Here is a 15,263-nt window from a genome sequence, read left to right as displayed (position 1 = left end):
TGCCGGGGCCGGGCACCTTGGAGCCGAAGCGCATCAGCACGCCCTCGTCGGGCTGGACGCGGATGACGACGGCGTTGTTGGTCAAAAGGTCGGTCTGTCCCTGGGAGAACGGCTGGTACGGCGGGCGGTTTAACACCAGCGCGATCTCGGTGACGCGGCGGCCCCGTCGCTTGCCGGGGCGCAGGGAGAACGGCACGCCGGGCCCGCGGCGGGGAATGGACTGTAGGGGGGGGGGGGGGGAAGGCCCCGGGGGGGGGGGTGGGGGGGGCAGTGACGGAATCGGTGACGGGGGCGCCGTCGAGAAGCGAGGGCTCAAGCTCGGTGCGCGCCAACTGGTAGCGCATCCCGTTATCGTCGCGGAGGACGAAAAACGTCTCCGTCGACTCTTCTTCCAAGAAGTGCAGCTCGCGCATACGTCACCTTTCCGCCGGGCAGATACGCGACCAGCTTAACGGACAGGTTCGCGCCACCGGGCGTACCCGCCGGTTGTCTGTGGTGTGTCCAGGCAGTTGCCATTGTTGTCAGACGCGTCACAAACTTTGATACAGTGCCTTACGTAAAAACAGGTTGCCGGGAGGTATCCCAAAGACAGCCGAGAAAACTACCTGGAAGGGGAAATCAGTGGCTACTGAGAACAAGGACAAGGCCGTACTCCACTACCCGGGCGGCGAGTATGAGATGGACATCATGCGCGCCACCGAAGGCAACGACGGCGTCGTGCTGGGCAAGCTTCTCGGCGAGACTGGCCTGGTCACCTTCGACCCCGGCTACGTCTCCACCGGCTCCACCGAGTCCAAGATCACCTACATCGACGGCGACGAAGGCATCCTGCGCTACCGCGGCTACGACATCGCCGACCTCGCGGAAAACGCCACCTTCAACGAGGTGTCCTACCTGCTGATCAACGGCGAGCTGCCCACCACCGACGAGCTGGAGAACTTCAACTCCGAGCTGCGCCACCACACCCTGCTGGACGAGGACTTCAAGGCCGCGTTCAACATCTTCCCGCGCAACGCCCACCCGATGGCCGTGCTCGCCTCCTCGGTGAACATTCTCTCCGCCTACTATCAGGACCAGCTCGACCCGCTGGACGAGGAGCAGCTGGACAAGGCGACCGTGCGCCTGATGGCCAAGGTGCCGATGCTGGCCGCCTACGCCTACCGCGCATCCCGTGGCAAGCCGTACATGTACCCGGACAACTCCCTGAACCCGCGCGAAAACTTCATGCGCATGATGTTCGGCTACCCGACCGAGGACTACCACGTCGACCCGGTGCTGACCAAGGCCCTGGACAAGCTGCTCATCCTGCACGCGGACCACGAGCAGAACTGCTCCACCTCCACCGTGCGCATGATCGCCTCCGCCCAGGCCAACATGTTCGTCTCCATCGCCGGCGGCATCAACGCCCTGGCCGGCCCGCTGCACGGCGGCGCAAACCAGGCCGTGCTGGAGATGCTCGAGGACATCAAGAACAACCACGACGGCGACGCCACCGACTTCATGAACCGCGTGAAGAACAAGGAAAAGGGCGTGCGCCTGATGGGCTTCGGCCACCGTGTGTACAAGAACTACGACCCGCGCGCCGCGATCGTCAAGGACACCGCGCACGAGGTGCTCGAGCACCTCGGCGGCGACGAGCTGCTGGACCTGGCCATGAAGCTCGAGGAGATCGCGCTCAACGACGAGTACTTCATCCAGCGCAAGCTCTACCCGAACGTCGACTTCTACACCGGCCTGATCTACCGCGCCATGGGCTTCCCGACGGACTTCTTCACCGTCCTGTTCGCCATCGGCCGCCTGCCGGGCTGGATCGCCCAGTACCGCGAGCAGCTGGAGATGAACACCAAGATCAACCGCCCGCGCCAGATCTACACCGGCTACCAGCAGCGCGACTTCGTGCCGGGCGACCAGCGCTAGTTTCAGGCGCTAGACCAACCGCTAGGGCAACCGAAGGGCGTCGATAAGCTGCATGCTTCGGCGCTTCACCGCCGAGAACTGCTCTTCCCTTATACTTTCGGGAGGAAGTTCTCGGCGGTTTTGTATTGGGCCGCACAACTTGCCCACGTAATTTGCAAGGAGTTTCAACGTTATGGAGAAGCCGTTCATCGACAAACCGGAGGGCCCGGCGCCTGCAGACCTCGTCATTGAGGACATCACTGTCGGCGAGGGCGCAGAGGCCGTGGCCGGCGGTTTTGTCAAGGTCCACTACCTTGGCGTGGACTTTGAAACGGGCGAGGAGTTCGACTCCTCCTGGGACCGCGGCGAGGCCGCAGATTTCCCGCTCACCGGCCTGATCCAGGGCTGGCAGGAAGGCATCCCCGGCATGAAGGTCGGCGGCCGCCGCCAGCTGACCATCCCGCCGGAAAAGGCGTACGGCCCCGCGGGCGGCGGGCACCCGCTGTCCGGCCGCACCCTCGTGTTCATCATTGACCTGCTCGACGCCAGCTAGGAGGCTGCCATGCGCATCCCGGTCACCACACTTAACGACGGCTACGATTTCCCCCTCCTCGGCCTGGGCACCTACAAGCTGCCCGGCGACGAGGTGGAGCCCATCGTGCGCCCCGCGATCGAGCTCGGTTACCGCCACATCGACACCGCGGCGCTCTACGACAACGAGGTCGAGGTGGGCAAGGCCATCAACGCCGCGATCAAGGCTGGCGACGTCACGCGCGAAGAACTGTTCGTGACCACCAAGCTGTGGAACGACGACCAGGAGCGCGTGGCCGAGGCCTACCACGAGTCGCTCAAGCGCCTCGACCTGGAGTTCATCGACCTGTACCTCGTGCACTGGCCGTGGCCGCAGCACGGCACCTACGTCAAGGCCTTCGAGCAGATCGCGGAACTGCAGGGTATGGGCCGGCTGCAGTCTGCCGGCGTGGCCAACTTCTACCCGGAGGTGCTCGACGAGATCATCGAGGCCACCGGTATTTCCCCGGTGCTCAACCAGGTGGAGCTGCACGCCGGGTTCACCCAGCCCGAGCTGCGCGCCTACCACGACGAGCACGACATCGTGACCGAGGCGTGGGCGCCGCTCGCGCGCGGCGGCAACTTCGACGACCCGGCCATTCAGGCAGTGGCCGACAAGCACGGAGCCACCCCGGCGCAGGTCTCGCTGGCCTACCTGATGCAGCTCGGCTGCTCGGTGGTGCCGAAGACCGCCAACCCAAAGCGCCTGGAGGAAAACCTCGGCGCGGTGGGCATCACGCTGGATAGCGAGGATGTCGCCGCCCTTGATGGGGTCGCAGGCGAGCGCCTCTCGGGCGACCCGCTGACTTTCCCGGGGTAGGGGAGCGGTTTTTCACCACCCGGTTGCGTTGATCGCAGCCGGGTGGTTTTTCTTTGCGGGAAATAAAAAGCGATTTGCGAAACAACACACATGCGACTGTGTGTTAGGTTACATTCACATTGTTGAGTCGGAGATCACATACTGCCGGCGCGGCAAAGACCTAATTCCCGTGCACTAGAAAGGATCGAGGCCATGGCCGGTTCCACCGCTGTCCCGCAACGCCGCGAGCCAACTCCTGACGAGTTCGTGGCCATGCAGCAAAGCCCCGAATTCCAGGACCTGCGAGGCACGTTCCGCGGATTCACCTTCCCGGTGATGATCGCGGCGTTCCTCTGGTACGTCTTCTACGTCGTCTTCGCCACCTTCGCCCCCGACGTGATGGCCAAGGATTTCCTTGGCCTCAACGTCGGGCTCTGGCTCGGCTTGGCGCAGTTTTTCACCACGTTTTTGATCACTTGGATCTACGTGAAGTGGGCGAACAAGAACATTGAGCCGCGCGCGGCTCACATCCGCGAAGAGATGGAGGGCTAAACCATGCAGACCCACCTGCTCGCAGCCGAAACCGGGCAAGAAACCGGGAACCCGCTGCTCAACATCGCCATCTTCGGCGCCTTCATCGTGGTCACGCTCTACATCGTGACCCGCGCCGGCAAGACCACAAGCGAATCCGCGGACTTCTACACCGGCGGTGCGTCGTTTAGTGGCACGCAAAATGGCCTCGCCATCGCCGGCGACTACCTGTCCGCCGCATCCTTCCTCGGCATCGTCGGTTCAATCGCGCTCAACGGCTACGACGGCTTTTTGTACTCCATCGGCTTCTTCGTGGCGTGGCTGGTAGCGCTGCTGCTCGTGGCCGAGCCACTGCGTAACGTCGGCCGCTTCACCATGGCGGACGTGCTGTCGTTCCGCCTGCGCCAGAAGCCGGTGCGCGTCGCCGCGGCGTTCGGCACCCTGTTTGTGTCGCTGTTCTACCTGATCGCCCAGATGGCCGGCGCCGGTTCGCTGGTGTCGGTGCTGCTGAACCTGCACTCCTTTACCGCGCAGGCGATCTGCGTGGGCATCGTCGGCGTGATCATGATCATCTACGTCCTCGTTGGCGGCATGAAGGGCACCACCTACGTGCAGATGATCAAGGCCGTGCTGCTCATCGCCGGCGTGCTGATCATGTCGGTTCTGGCGTTCATTATGGCTAAGGGCGGCCTGACCGCCGTGTTCGATCAGGCCATCGACACCCACTCTGCCTCCAGCTACATCGCGGAGAAGGGCTACCAGGCCGAGGATATTATGAAGCCGGGCCTGAAATACGGCAAGACCACCACCACCAAGCTGGACTTCGTCTCCCTTGGCCTGTCGCTGGTGCTCGGCACCGCGGGTCTGCCGCACGTGCTGATGCGCTTCTACACCGTGCCCACCGCCAAGGAGGCGCGTAAGTCCGTGACCTGGGCGATCGTGCTCATCGGTTCCTTCTACCTGCTCACTCTGATCCTGGGTTACGCTGCAGCCGCCTTCGTCGGTCCGGACCGCATCCTCGCCGCCCCCGGCGGCGCGAACTCGGCGGCCCCGCTGCTCGCATTCGAGCTCGGCGGCTCCATCTTCATGGCGCTGATCTCCGCGGTCGCCTTCGCGACGGTCCTTGCGGTGGTCGCCGGCCTGGCCATCACCGCCTCCGCCTCCATCGCCCACGACGTCTACGACGCAGTGCTTCGCGACGGCCAGGCCACCGAAGAAGAGCAGGTCCGCGTCTCCCGCATCACCGTGGTGATCCTGGGTATCGTCGCCATCGTCCTGGGCATCCTGGCGATGCAGCAGAACGTGGCCTTCCTGGTCTCCCTGGCGTTCGCCATCGCGGCGTCCGCGAACCTGCCGACCATCCTGTACTCCCTGTACTGGAAGCGCTTCAACACCACCGGCGCGGTGGCGTCGATCTACACCGGCCTGATCTCCGCGCTGGTGCTGATCGCCCTGTCGCCGGCGGTCTCCGGGAGCCCGACCGCGATGTTCCCCAACGCCGACTGGTCCATCTTCCCGCTGACCAGCCCGGGCCTGGTGTCCATCCCGCTCGGCTTCCTCGCCGGCATCGTCGGCACCTACCTGGGCAAGCCGGACAACTTCGACGAGCTGCAGGCGGAGATGGAGGTCCGCTCCCTGACCGGCGTCGGCGTCGAAGCTCCCGTCGACCACTAGAGCGCCGCTTGAGTTGGCAATAGAAAATGGCCCGGTTTGTCCGGGCCATTTTTTGTTGCGCTACCTTCTGAACAGCGACGACGAGAGCTGGCTGCTGCCTTGGAGCAGGTTGGACCAGTCGTCCGGCGTCATGTTTGTCAGCGTGGAGGCCTGCCCCGGGGTCCACTGGCCCCAGTCGGAGGTGTAGACGTTGTTGATGTCCACCTGAATCCCCTGGATAGTTGCTTGCTGCCCGCGCGCCTGGTGCAGGTTCGCGCGCGGGTGGATCTTGCCCTGGGAACCCCAGTCGTGCTGCCAGAAGTAGGAGCCGATGCCGTCTTCCAGGCACCAGGCGATGGTGTAGTAGTTGCCGTACACGCCGAGCTGGTAGCCGGCCGCGTTGAACGCGGTGCCCATGGCCTTCAGGTACGGGTTGATCTGGTTGTTGAACTGGTCGAGGGTGGGGTTGTCGTCGATGGCCACGTAGATCGGGCGGCCTTGCGGGCCGCCGGCGGCGGTGTGCAGCGCCATCGCCTTCGGCGCGTGGGCGGCGGCACCGAGCGCGCCGCGCTTCCAGTCGGCGGTCTCGGCGCGGCCGAACTGGTACACCGAGGCGACGGCGAGGCCGTTGGCCTTGTAGTCGCGGGTCTCGCCGATGGTCACCGGCTTGCCGCGCATCCACTCGGCGCCGGGGCGGCGGTCGGAGACGTAGCGCACCGCGCCCATGTGGCCCGCGGCTTTCACAGCGCTTGCCGACGGCACGCCAGCCGAATAGTCCACCACCGTGCCAAGCACCCGGCGCTGCTGCGCCTGGGCGGCGGGGGAGAGGGCAGCTGAGGCGCTGCCGGCGAGCGCGGCGGTGGCGGCTGCTGCACCGGCGGACTTGAGGAATGTGCGGCGATTGAAGGTAGTCACATGCGCCACTCTAGTCTCAGTGGCCCACAACCACCATCCAAATGGCGACGAGGTGGCACACGGCGGCGACGACGGTCGCGGTGTGGAAGTGCTCGTGGTAGCCGTAGTAGCGCGCAGAGCGCCCCGGCCACTTGAAGCCGTACACCAGTGCGCCGAGCGTGTAGACCACGCCGCCGGCGAACAGTAGCCACACCACCGCGGGGCCGGCCGAGCTCCACAGTGTTGGCAAAAGCGGCACGATGATCCAGCCCAGCCCCACGTAGACCACCACGTCGAGCCACCGCGGGTGGTTGATCCACACCAGGTTGAGCACAGCCCCGCCGATGCCTCCCGCCCACGCCACCGCCAGCATGATCGCGGCGGTGTGCGGCTCGAAGACGATCAGGCACAGCGGGGTGTAGGTGGCGGCGATGAACACGGAGATGGTGGCGTGGTCGGCTCGGCGCCACCACATCACCGCCCCGGGCGAGCGCCACGGCCACCGGTGGTACATCGCGGAGACGGCGAACAGCAGCACCACGCCGGCGCCGTAGATGGTCACGCCGAGGGCCTGTGGCCACGGCAGGGTCATCCAGCCGAACGTGATCAGCACGGCCGAGGAGATGGCCGACAGGGCGGCGGCGACGAGGTGGAACCAGCCGCGCACGGCTGGCCGGTCGCCGCGGTCCGCGACCACATACGTGCGCTGGACTTGGCCGGTTTTCAGGGCAGTCATGGGCGCCTCGCAGGGTAGGGGGCTTTTCGCTCAAACCCTACCGGACCGTAGGTTGCGGCGGAAGTGCTTGCGAGCCTGTTTTCGGCGCGGGCAACCGCTGCGGTACTCTTACGCCATTGCCCTAGTAGCTCAGTGGATAGAGCACGGCTCTCCTAAAGCCGGTGTCGGAGGTTCGATTCCTCTCTGGGGCGCAAATTTTTTGCGGGGGTTTCGGTTAACTTTTGATTCATTTCAGGAAACTCCCCGAGGACGACATTGCCTCTCTTGAAGGGGCTCCCTATCTGCCCGTCCTAAAGTGAGAGCTCCGTGTCTGCACGGATGTCGCCGTCAGAGGGTAGCTTGCTTTCATTCATCTCTTGATTTTCGATTGCGTTTACCCAGAAACGCACTGTTGGGATTGGGTTAGACTTTCCAATTGTCACGCGATTGGCATGGAGTTGACGGAGGCACGTTGTACGACGTCGTAAGGGATGCGTATGCAAAGCGCGCTCCCGAATACGTTGAGGCCTTGGGGTCCATTCAGAATATGAGTCCGCAAGACGTAGCACTCATTTCTGAATGGGGGAGAATGGTCAATGGTCCGGTGCTGGATGCGGGGTCGGGTCCCGGACACTGGACGGACCTACTGCGAACTTTGAAATGTGAAGTAGTCGGGCTAGATATGGTCCCAGAGTTCATTGAGATTGCGAAGAATAGATTTCCTTCCACCAACTTCGTTTTGGGTGACTTGTCGAATCTGCCCCTTAAGGCCTCCAGTCTCGGAGGGATTCTTGCCTGGTACTCATTGATTCATTTGCGGCCAGATGACTGGGGCTTGGTTCTGGGCGAATTTGCTAGGACTCTTAGGCCAGGTGGATCTCTTCTTCTCGGAGCGTTTTTGGGGGAACAAGGGGCTCCGTTCGAGCATGCAATTACTGAGGCTTACTACTGGTCAGAGCTAGAGCTGCTAAAACAGTTGAAGTCGGCTGGCTTTCAAGCAATCTCTGTTCACTCTCGATGCGTGGCCGGCATTAGGCCGCATGTGGATGTTCTCGCACAGCGTTGTTAGATCGGGTCACCTGGAAAATCGTGTTCCAGGTGGTGCGATCTGTGAAGCGGCAAGCGTCAAAACACTTGGGCTCTATGTGCACAGGGCATCGGTAGGGGAACGCGGTGAGCTTGTGGTTGTCCGCTGAAAGACCAACGGGCCTGCGCTTTTGGTTTTGTGGGGCTTCGTTATCCGTTGAACCGTGAGATGAGGACTCAAAAACAGTGAGAGGGGGACTAGTCAGGATGGACGCGAACTAGCTGGGTTGGGGATTGTTCGAATGGCCTCCATTGCCGGGTAGAGGCGTTCATTGGTTTTAGCTCTCTGAGGCAAGCCGCGCGTAGACGAGGGTGTCGGTCCATTCGCCCTTGCTGTACCAGTCCTGGACGTGATGCGCTTCGAGCCTGAGCCCGACGCGGCGGGCGAGTGCTGCTGAGGCGTTATTGCGCGCATCCATCTGTGCCGTGATGCGGTGGAGGCGATAGTGGTCAAACCCGAGGGCAAGGACCGCTCGGACGGCTTCGCTGGCGAAACCTTGTCCTCCAAACTTCGGGTTCAGAACCCATCCGATTTCACCCTGGCGGTGCTCCTTATCGGTGAGCCACAGTGCGACGTCTCCGATGGGGGCGCCGTCATGCTCGATGACCAGTGCGAGCGCGCCGGCCTCGTCGTCGAGACCGGTCTTGGCTAGGCGCTCGCCGAGCTTTTCTCGCGCGACTTCCGCGGTCCACGGCTCGTCCAGCAGGTAGCGGGCAACGTCAGGTTGTGCATAAAGGTTGTGGAGCCAACTGGCGTCGCCTCGTTCGTGGAGTCGGAGCTGGAGCCGTTCCGTCGCCAACGGCCACTGGTGGGCAGGCGCGAGGTCGCGCTGATAATGGAGCAACTCCTCCTGCAGCCCCGCGGGCGTGGTTCCTGCGCTTCTCCCGGTCTCGCGGAATCCTGCACTGGTCAAACACCGCTGGGAAGGCTCGTTCTCTGGAAGTGTGCGTGCCGTCAAAGTCCGAAGTCCACTGTCGCGGGCGAAACGCGATGCCAATTCCAGCGCCCGGCGGGCGTGTCCATTTCCTCGCGCATCGGGATGGATCCAGAACCCGACCTCGGCGGCCTCGGGGCTGACGTCGAAAAGTACTAGGGAGCCCACGAACTGGTTCGTCGCGGCGTTGGCAAGTGCGAGGACCGCCAGCGTGCCAGACGAGAGGCCCGCCGCGATCTCTCCGCGGATCAACCGTCGCACGGATTCGGGGGTGTAGTCGGGTTCGGGTAAGTGGCCGAAGCGCAGCACGGCTTCATCTTTGGTTCCGCTTGCGTACGCGTCCGCGTCCAGCTCGGAGAGGGGCCGTAAGCGCGTGCCCTCATGGACGATCGGGAGCTTCGTGGCATCCAGCATGCTGCAAAACTAACATAGGACGGATAGTTGTTGCGGGCATGTTTGGTTAGCCTGGTGGGGTGAGCTACTGGGAACACCGAAAACCTGTGCAACGCCACCGCGCCGTGGACATTGCGGAGATTGCGAGGGTCTCGGTGAGACTGCTGGATGAAGGTGGATTGAGAGCGCTCACCCTCAGGGCTGTGGCGCAGCAGGTGGAGGTCGCTCCCGCCAGCTTGTATTCCCGCGTCGAATCAGTCGACGACTTGTTTGACCTCGCCCTCGACACAGCGCTTGCAGACGATCCCGTGATGAACGAATCGATCCGCAACGCCGACCTGTCTACCCTGATGCAAGACTTTTTCTCGCATCTCACGGCCCACCGGTGGGCAGGCCAAGTCATCGGGATGCGGGCACCCAGGGGCCCTGCGTACCTGGCGCTTTCTGAACGTATGTGCGTGCTGCTCGAGCGAGCGGGCGCTCCGGATCCGTTGGGAACTTCCTACCGGTTATCAAACCTAGTGATCGGCGCCGCCCTGACCGCTCCCATGGCGCCCGACGAAAGGCGCGTTGCCATCGACCCGGAGCAGGCCCCGACCTATGCGCGCCTCCATGCGGCGCACCACACCAGCCCACGTGAGATCCTCTCCGAGGGCATCTCGGCACTTCTGTCTTGAGGAGGTTTCTGAATGGGGTCCAGGTTTGAAATGGGCTTCGGCGGGGCACTTGCCGCGCGAGAGGAAAATGGAGCGCCATGGGTTCCGCCATGGTGGCAGAGTTTCGTTATCGTGCCTCTCGCTGTAATCGCCATGTACGTTGTGTTTCCTGTTAACGACGGTTCCGGCACTTGGCTTTCAAACATGCTCATTCCAGTCGCCTGGACTCTTGGCGTGTACTACGTCTTTATCCTGCCGATCTTTCACTTCCGCAGGTATCGATGGAACAAGAAACACGGCGAATAGGCGGTCACGCGCCGCCTACCCACCCGAACTACCGGTTGAACGGCGGGGAAACCCAGGTGAACGGCCGGTCCAGCAGGGTGGTGCCGAGCTTGGAGGGGGTCAGCTCGAAGGCGTCGGTGGGGCCGTCGATAGGCGAAAGCTCGAGCCCATCGCCCTCAGCGCGCCAAGTGAATTCCAGCGTTTCCTCGATGGGGCCTCGCGGGGCGGCGTTGACGCCGTCGTCGGTCATGGGGGCGGTGAGCTGGATGGTCACGCGGTCGCCGTTGAGGGTGTAGAAGCCTTCGTGGAGGTCGCCGGAGGCTCGTCGTAAGGCAGCGAGCCCATGGAAGTCACCCTCCGGGGTTTCGCCCTCGACGCGGTAGAAGTTGCCGGCCTCGAAGCCGTCGAAGGAGCCGAACGCGATCTCGGACCAGCGGCGGTCGTCCGCGAGTTCAGGCGCGGGCTCGATGTTGCCGCCTGCGACCGAGTACACGCCGGACAGCTCGGTGCCCTCGCGGTCGAGCGCCTTCGGGATGCCGTTGACCATCACGAACCCGCCCGCGCCGAGCGCGACCACCGCGGCCACGGCGGGGAAGAAGCGGGTTACGCGGTGGACCTTCTCGTTGGTGATCACGCGCGGCGGCTCCACAGCCTCCGTCGCACGCCCCGCGAGGAAGCGGAACAGCCGCGGCAGCCACGGCGCCAGCACCAGCAGATACAGCAGCGCCTGGAAGGCCGAGGGGATCTTCACGGGTACGTCGAAGGTCATGTTCAACAGCCACACCACGGCCAGATCAATGAAGCCGATCAGCCCGCCGAGCCACGCGGTGCGCCGCCACAGCAGCAACAGGGCGGCGACGAATTCGGCCAGGCCGGCGAGGAACTGCACGAAGGGGGAGAAGCCCATGAAGGTCCACAGCAGCCCCATCGGGGACTTCTCGCCGAGGGTGATCAGAAGCTCCGGGAAGTCCGGCTTGCTCATCTGCATCAGCCCAAGTTTGAATACCGCGTACGGCATGAGCAGCCCAAACGCCACCATGCGCACAACCCAGTGCAGTGCCCAACCAATCTGTTTCGCGTTCATGGGCAGCAGTCTAGCTACCATCGGCACGGTGAAACCTTTGGCAGTTGTCGTCGGCGCCGGGCCCAACGGGCTCACGGCCGCCGCGCGCCTCGCGGTCAGCGGGTGGCGGGTGGAGGTGCTCGAGCGCTCGGGCGAGGTTGGGGGCGCGGCGTCAACACAGAAGCTTCACGACGCCACGCTGGTCGACCTCGGCGCCGCCTGCCACCCCTTCGGGGCCGCCAGCCCGGCCTTCCGCGCGCTGCGGCTGGAGGACTACGGGGTGCGCTGGCTGCGCGCGCCGTACGAGATGGCGCACCCGCTCGACGGCAGCGCGGCGGTGCTGGCGAGCTCGCTGGAGGAGACGGCGGCGGGGCTCGGCGCGGACGGCAAGGCCTGGGAGCGGCTGCATAGGCCTGTGGTGGAGCACATCGACGACCTCCTCGAGGACGTACTGGCGCCGATGCCGCGCCTGCCCCGCCACCCGGTCGCGCTGGCGCGGTTCGGTGCGCGCGGGCTGTGGCCGGCCACCGCGCTGGGGCGCGCCGCGTTTCGCACCGAGGAGGCCCGCGCCCTGTTCGCCGGCAGCGCGACGCACGCGATCACCTCGCCGGCGCGGCCGTTTACCGGGGCGTTCGGCCTGCTCTTCGGGGCGCTCGGCATGACGCGCGGGTGGCCGGTGGCGGAAGGCGGCTCGGGCGCGGTCACGGCCGCTTTAGCCAGGATCGTCGAGGAGCGCGGCGGTCAGGTGCGCCGCGGCGAGGAGGTCCGCGCGCTCCCGGACGCGGACGCGGTGATTGTGAACCTCCCCCCGAAGCAGGTGCTGCCTCTCGACGGCACGTCGCTGCCCGCCCGCCGCAGCCGGTCCATGCGCCGGTGGCGCTACGGCCCCGGAGTACACAAGGTGGACTTCCTGCTGGATGCCCCGGTGCCGTGGGCCGATGCCAGGGTAGGTAAGGCCGCGACGGTGCACGTCGGAGGCAGCGCAGACGAGATCGTGCGGGCCGAAAGGGAAGTGGCCAGGGGCGTCATGCCCGAGCGGCCGTTCGTGATGGCGGCGCAGCAGTACGCCGCCGACCCCCCGCGAGGGCTGGTGCTGTGGACCTACGCCCACGTCCCGCACGGCTACCAGGAGCGCCGCCCCGGCGAGGTGGCGGAGAAGATCACGAAGCAGATCGAGCGGTTCGCGCCCGGTTTCCGCGCGGTGGTGAAGGACAAAATAGAAACGCCCCCGCGCGAGCTGGAGGCGTGGAACCCCAACCTCGTCGGAGGCGACATCGCCGGCGGCGCGATGGACGGGGCGCAGCTGCTGCTTCGGCAGCCGCACCGGCTGCGCAAGGGGCTGTACATGGCCTCGTCCTCGACCGCGCCCGGCGCCGGGGTGCACGGCATGCCCGGCTGGTGGGCCGCCGAGGCGGCGCTGCGGGACTTCGGGGCTACTCCTCGCCGGTGAGCTCGCGCAGCTTCGCGCGCACCGCGGAGGCCTCGGGGTTGGTGGCGTGGGTGCCGTCGGAGTAGAGCACCGTGGGCACGATGCGGTTGCCGTCGTTGACGGACTCGATCCAGGCGTTGACCTCGTCCATGCCGTCGGCGTCCACGTCGACGAGGTCGTAGGGGGTTTCGGTGCGGTCGAGGCGCTCGCGCAGCTTGCGGCAGAACGGGCACCAGTCCGCGGCGAAGATGGTCACGTGCGAGGAGGTCTCAGGTGCGGCAACGGTCATGTCAAACCCTTTCAAAACGTTGGAACTTGTAGCGCAGGCCGGTCGTGGACGTCTGCCATTCGCCGTCGCGGACCAGCTCGAAGGCGTCGTCGATGCGGGGCGCGTGGACGGCTTTGTTTGCGGGGAGGTCCGGATGGACGTCGATAAGTGTGCGCTCGATGACATCCACCTCGTCCAGGGTGGCCTCGTAGACCTGCGCGCCGCCGATGATCCACGCGTCCGACTCCAGTTCCGGGATGTCGCGGCACACGGACGCGCCGTCGGACCAGTCGTCGTCCTCGCGCGAGGACAGCACGATGTTCTTGCGGCCCGGCAGCGGCTTGACCGGCAAGGATTCCCAGGTGCGGCGCCCCATGATGATGGGGCTGCCCAGAGTGGTCTCCTTGAAGTGCTTGAGGTCCTCGGGCAGGTGCCACGGCATGCCGGCGCCGTCGCCGATGATGCCGTCGAGGCTTTGGGCCCAAATTGCGCCCAAGGTCATACGGACACCTCCGCCTTGATGGTGGGGTGCGGGTCGTAGCCCACAACCTCGATGTCGTCGAAGTCGTAGTCGAAAATCGACGCGGCCTTGCGCAGGCGCAGCTGCGGGTACTCGCGGGCGTCGCGGGAGAGCTGCTCGCGCACCTGGTCGAGGTGGTTGTTGTAGATGTGGCAGTCGCCGCCCGTCCAGATCAGCTCGCCGACCTCAAGGCCCGCCTGCTGGGCGAACATGTGGGTCAAAAGCGCGTAGGAGGCGATGTTGAACGGCACACCGAGGAACATGTCGGCGCTGCGCTGGTACACCTGCATGCTCAACTTCCCGTCGGCGACGTAGAGCTGGAACAGCAGGTGGCAGGGCATCAGCGCCATCTTGTCCAGCTCAGCCACGTTCCAGGCGGACACCAGGTTGCGGCGCGAATCCGGGTTCTCGCGCAGGGTGCGCAGGACCTCCTCGATCTGGTCGATGTGCCCGCCGTCGGGGGTGGGCCAGGAGCGCCACTGCACGCCGTAGACCGGACCGAGCTCGCCGTTTTCGTCGGCCCACTCGTTCCAGATGCGCACCCCGTTGTCCTGCAGCCAGCGCACGTTGGAATCGCCGCGCAAAAACCACAGCAGCTCGCCGACGACTCCCTTGAAGTACACCTTCTTCGTGGTCAGCAGGGGAAAGGACTCGGAAAGGTCGTAGCGGATCTGGCGGCCGAACACGCTGCGGGTGCCGGTGCCGGTGCGGTCGCCCTTCGCGGCGCCGTTTTCCAACACGTCGCGCAACAGGTCCTCGTACGGGGTGGAAATCACTTGGCTACTCCTTCAAAGGTGCCGTGCTCGTCGCGGTAGCGGGCGGCGGCCTCCAGAATGTCGTCGGCAAGTTCGGGCCGGCAGATCACAATATCGGGGATATAGGTGTCCGCGTTGTTGTAGCGCAGCGGGGTGCCGTCGAGGCGCGAGGCATGCAGCCCCGCCGCGAGCGCGACACCCACGGGCGCCGCCTGGTCCCACTCGTACTGGCCGCCGGCGTGGACGTATGCGTCGTAGTCGCCGAGTAGCACGTGCATCGCCTTCGCACCCGCGGAGCCCACGGGCTGGACTTCAAAACCCAAGGCTTGGGCAACATGCTTCGCGACGGCCGGGGGCCTGTTCCGGGACATCGCGACCTTGCCCGCAAACGGCCCGGAGACGTGGCGGACATCGGAGGACTTAAACACGACACCTAAATCCGGCAGGCCCACCGCGGCGTGGGTGGGCACCCCGTCCTCCACGAGGGCGACGTGCACCGCCCAATCCTGGCGGCCGGTGGCGAACTCCTTGGTGCCGTCGAGCGGGTCGACGATCCAGACTCTGTCCTTCGACAGGCGGTCTTGGTTGTCGGCGGCCTCCTCCGACAGGAAGCCGTCGTCAGGCCTGTGCTGCGAAAGCACCCTGGAGATCCAGCTTTGGGCGAGCTCGTCGCCCGCCTCGCCGAGCTCGCGGCCCCGCAACAAGCCCACGCCGCGCACGCCTTTGAGGATCTCGCCGGTGCCTTCGGCGATGAGGTTGGTCAGCCGGGAATCCGAGTACTGAGCAGTCATGCACCCGACTCTACCGCTAAGGTT

The 15,263-nt window shown here is 65.0% G+C and carries 16 protein-coding genes, 1 tRNA gene and 1 pseudogene; 9 read left to right on the top strand and 9 right to left on the bottom strand.

Annotation, left to right across the window (positions count from 1 at the left end):
- A pseudogene (locus H0193_RS12155) lies at window positions 1-211 on the bottom strand (glucose-6-phosphate dehydrogenase); the annotation flags it as partial.
- A gap of 410 nt (window positions 212-621) precedes the next feature.
- Between H0193_RS12155 and H0193_RS12150 the strand changes: the two are divergent.
- From H0193_RS12150 to H0193_RS12130, 5 genes are all read left to right on the top strand, one after another.
- A complete protein-coding gene (locus H0193_RS12150; RefSeq protein WP_181890171.1) occupies window positions 622-1,917 on the top strand; it encodes a citrate synthase in 1,296 nt (431 codons plus the stop codon).
- 172 nt (window positions 1,918-2,089) lie between these two features.
- Entirely contained in the window at window positions 2,090-2,449 is a 360-nt protein-coding gene (gene fkpA, locus H0193_RS12145; protein WP_181890170.1) for an FKBP-type peptidyl-prolyl cis-trans isomerase FkpA, read from the top strand.
- 9 nt (window positions 2,450-2,458) lie between these two features.
- Window positions 2,459-3,286, top strand: coding sequence for an aldo/keto reductase (locus H0193_RS12140; protein ID WP_181890169.1), 828 nt, complete (start codon window positions 2,459-2,461; stop codon window positions 3,284-3,286).
- Window positions 3,287-3,478: 192 nt separating this feature from the next.
- Window positions 3,479-3,817 (top strand): DUF485 domain-containing protein, encoded by a 339-nt coding sequence (locus H0193_RS12135; protein ID WP_181890168.1) that lies wholly within the window; start codon window positions 3,479-3,481, stop codon window positions 3,815-3,817.
- 3 nt (window positions 3,818-3,820) lie between these two features.
- Window positions 3,821-5,470, top strand: a complete 1,650-nt coding sequence (locus H0193_RS12130; protein ID WP_181890167.1) for a solute symporter family protein — start codon at window positions 3,821-3,823, stop codon at window positions 5,468-5,470.
- 60 nt (window positions 5,471-5,530) lie between these two features.
- On the opposite strand, the gene H0193_RS12125 is transcribed toward H0193_RS12130, so the two are convergent.
- Together H0193_RS12125 and trhA are read right to left on the bottom strand one after the other, a co-directional pair.
- Window positions 5,531-6,364, bottom strand: a complete 834-nt coding sequence (locus H0193_RS12125) for a DUF1906 domain-containing protein (RefSeq protein WP_239355690.1) — start codon at window positions 6,362-6,364, stop codon at window positions 5,531-5,533.
- A 16-nt stretch (window positions 6,365-6,380) separates the two neighbouring features.
- On the bottom strand, window positions 6,381-7,079 hold the full coding sequence (gene trhA / locus H0193_RS12120; RefSeq protein WP_181890165.1) for a PAQR family membrane homeostasis protein TrhA: 699 nt from the start codon (window positions 7,077-7,079) through the stop codon (window positions 6,381-6,383).
- Between the two features lie 118 nt (window positions 7,080-7,197).
- Between trhA and H0193_RS12115 the strand changes: the two genes are divergently transcribed.
- Window positions 7,198-7,270 (top strand) — tRNA-Arg (locus H0193_RS12115).
- Window positions 7,271-7,605: 335 nt separating this feature from the next.
- Entirely contained in the window at window positions 7,606-8,127 is a 522-nt protein-coding gene (locus H0193_RS12610; RefSeq protein ID WP_181890164.1) for a class I SAM-dependent methyltransferase, read from the top strand.
- A 295-nt stretch (window positions 8,128-8,422) separates the two neighbouring features.
- Here H0193_RS12610 and H0193_RS12105 read toward each other — a convergent pair whose 3' ends face one another.
- Complete coding sequence (locus H0193_RS12105) at window positions 8,423-9,493, bottom strand: GNAT family N-acetyltransferase (RefSeq protein ID WP_181890163.1); 1,071 nt, start codon at window positions 9,491-9,493, stop codon at window positions 8,423-8,425.
- A gap of 59 nt (window positions 9,494-9,552) precedes the next feature.
- Here H0193_RS12105 and H0193_RS12100 point away from each other — a divergent pair, with 59 nt between their 5' ends.
- Window positions 9,553-10,149, top strand: coding sequence for a TetR/AcrR family transcriptional regulator (locus tag H0193_RS12100; RefSeq protein ID WP_239355687.1), 597 nt, complete (start codon window positions 9,553-9,555; stop codon window positions 10,147-10,149).
- 313 nt (window positions 10,150-10,462) lie between these two features.
- Here H0193_RS12100 and H0193_RS12095 read toward each other — a convergent pair whose 3' ends face one another.
- Window positions 10,463-11,497, bottom strand: a complete 1,035-nt coding sequence (locus H0193_RS12095) for a hypothetical protein (protein ID WP_181890162.1) — start codon at window positions 11,495-11,497, stop codon at window positions 10,463-10,465.
- Here H0193_RS12095 and H0193_RS12090 point away from each other — a divergent pair.
- Window positions 11,496-12,926 carry a phytoene desaturase family protein gene (locus H0193_RS12090; RefSeq protein WP_181890161.1) on the top strand — a complete coding sequence of 477 codons (1,431 nt, stop codon included), beginning with the start codon at window positions 11,496-11,498 and terminating at the stop codon, window positions 12,924-12,926. The genes H0193_RS12095 and H0193_RS12090 overlap by 2 nt on opposite strands.
- Here H0193_RS12090 and H0193_RS12085 read toward each other — a convergent pair.
- From H0193_RS12085 to H0193_RS12070, 4 genes are read right to left on the bottom strand one after another with little or no spacing between them, the layout of a single operon-like run.
- A complete protein-coding gene (locus H0193_RS12085; protein ID WP_181890160.1) occupies window positions 12,910-13,194 on the bottom strand; it encodes a mycoredoxin in 285 nt (94 codons plus the stop codon). The genes H0193_RS12090 and H0193_RS12085 overlap by 17 nt on opposite strands.
- A gap of 1 nt (window position 13,195) precedes the next feature.
- The gene (locus H0193_RS12080; RefSeq protein WP_181890159.1) at window positions 13,196-13,675 is read right to left on the bottom strand and encodes a dihydrofolate reductase; all 480 of its coding nucleotides are present in this window, start codon (window positions 13,673-13,675) and stop codon (window positions 13,196-13,198) included.
- Window positions 13,672-14,469 carry a thymidylate synthase gene (locus tag H0193_RS12075; RefSeq protein ID WP_181890158.1) on the bottom strand — a complete coding sequence of 266 codons (798 nt, stop codon included), beginning with the start codon at window positions 14,467-14,469 and terminating at the stop codon, window positions 13,672-13,674. The genes H0193_RS12080 and H0193_RS12075 overlap by 4 nt, the downstream gene beginning before the upstream one ends.
- Window positions 14,466-15,239: a 3'(2'),5'-bisphosphate nucleotidase CysQ gene (locus H0193_RS12070; protein ID WP_181890157.1), complete on the bottom strand. Its 774-nt coding sequence runs from the start codon at window positions 15,237-15,239 to the stop codon at window positions 14,466-14,468. Before H0193_RS12070 ends, H0193_RS12075 begins: the two co-directional genes overlap by 4 nt.
- Window positions 15,240-15,263 lie beyond the last annotated feature (24 nt).

Origin of the sequence: Corynebacterium haematomassiliense, assembly GCF_013978595.1 — a bacterium.
Taxonomy (GTDB): Bacteria; Actinomycetota; Actinomycetes; order Mycobacteriales; family Mycobacteriaceae; genus Corynebacterium; species Corynebacterium lehmanniae.
Note: the sequence above shows the minus strand (reverse complement) of the source record. Positions and strands in the feature narration are given on the sequence as shown.

Excerpts from the sequence above, each read along its gene's own strand:
- fkpA (WP_181890170.1), top strand. The coding sequence starts at position 2,090 with ATGGAGAAGCCGTTCATCGACAAACCGGAGGGCCCGGCGCCTGCAGAC.
- H0193_RS12070 (WP_181890157.1), bottom strand. The coding sequence starts at position 15,239 with ATGACTGCTCAGTACTCGGATTCCCGGCTGACCAACCTCATCGCCGAA.
- H0193_RS12610 (WP_181890164.1), top strand. The coding sequence starts at position 7,606 with ATGAGTCCGCAAGACGTAGCACTCATTTCTGAATGGGGGAGAATGGTC.
- H0193_RS12090 (WP_181890161.1), top strand. The coding sequence starts at position 11,496 with ATGGGCAGCAGTCTAGCTACCATCGGCACGGTGAAACCTTTGGCAGTT.
- H0193_RS12135 (WP_181890168.1), top strand. The coding sequence starts at position 3,479 with ATGGCCGGTTCCACCGCTGTCCCGCAACGCCGCGAGCCAACTCCTGAC.
- H0193_RS12095 (WP_181890162.1), bottom strand. The coding sequence starts at position 11,497 with ATGAACGCGAAACAGATTGGTTGGGCACTGCACTGGGTTGTGCGCATG.
- H0193_RS12130 (WP_181890167.1), top strand. The coding sequence starts at position 3,821 with ATGCAGACCCACCTGCTCGCAGCCGAAACCGGGCAAGAAACCGGGAAC.
- H0193_RS12105 (WP_181890163.1), bottom strand. The coding sequence starts at position 9,493 with ATGCTGGATGCCACGAAGCTCCCGATCGTCCATGAGGGCACGCGCTTA.
- H0193_RS12140 (WP_181890169.1), top strand. The coding sequence starts at position 2,459 with ATGCGCATCCCGGTCACCACACTTAACGACGGCTACGATTTCCCCCTC.
- H0193_RS12085 (WP_181890160.1), bottom strand. The coding sequence starts at position 13,194 with ATGACCGTTGCCGCACCTGAGACCTCCTCGCACGTGACCATCTTCGCC.
- H0193_RS12080 (WP_181890159.1), bottom strand. The coding sequence starts at position 13,675 with ATGACCTTGGGCGCAATTTGGGCCCAAAGCCTCGACGGCATCATCGGC.
- trhA (WP_181890165.1), bottom strand. The coding sequence starts at position 7,079 with ATGACTGCCCTGAAAACCGGCCAAGTCCAGCGCACGTATGTGGTCGCG.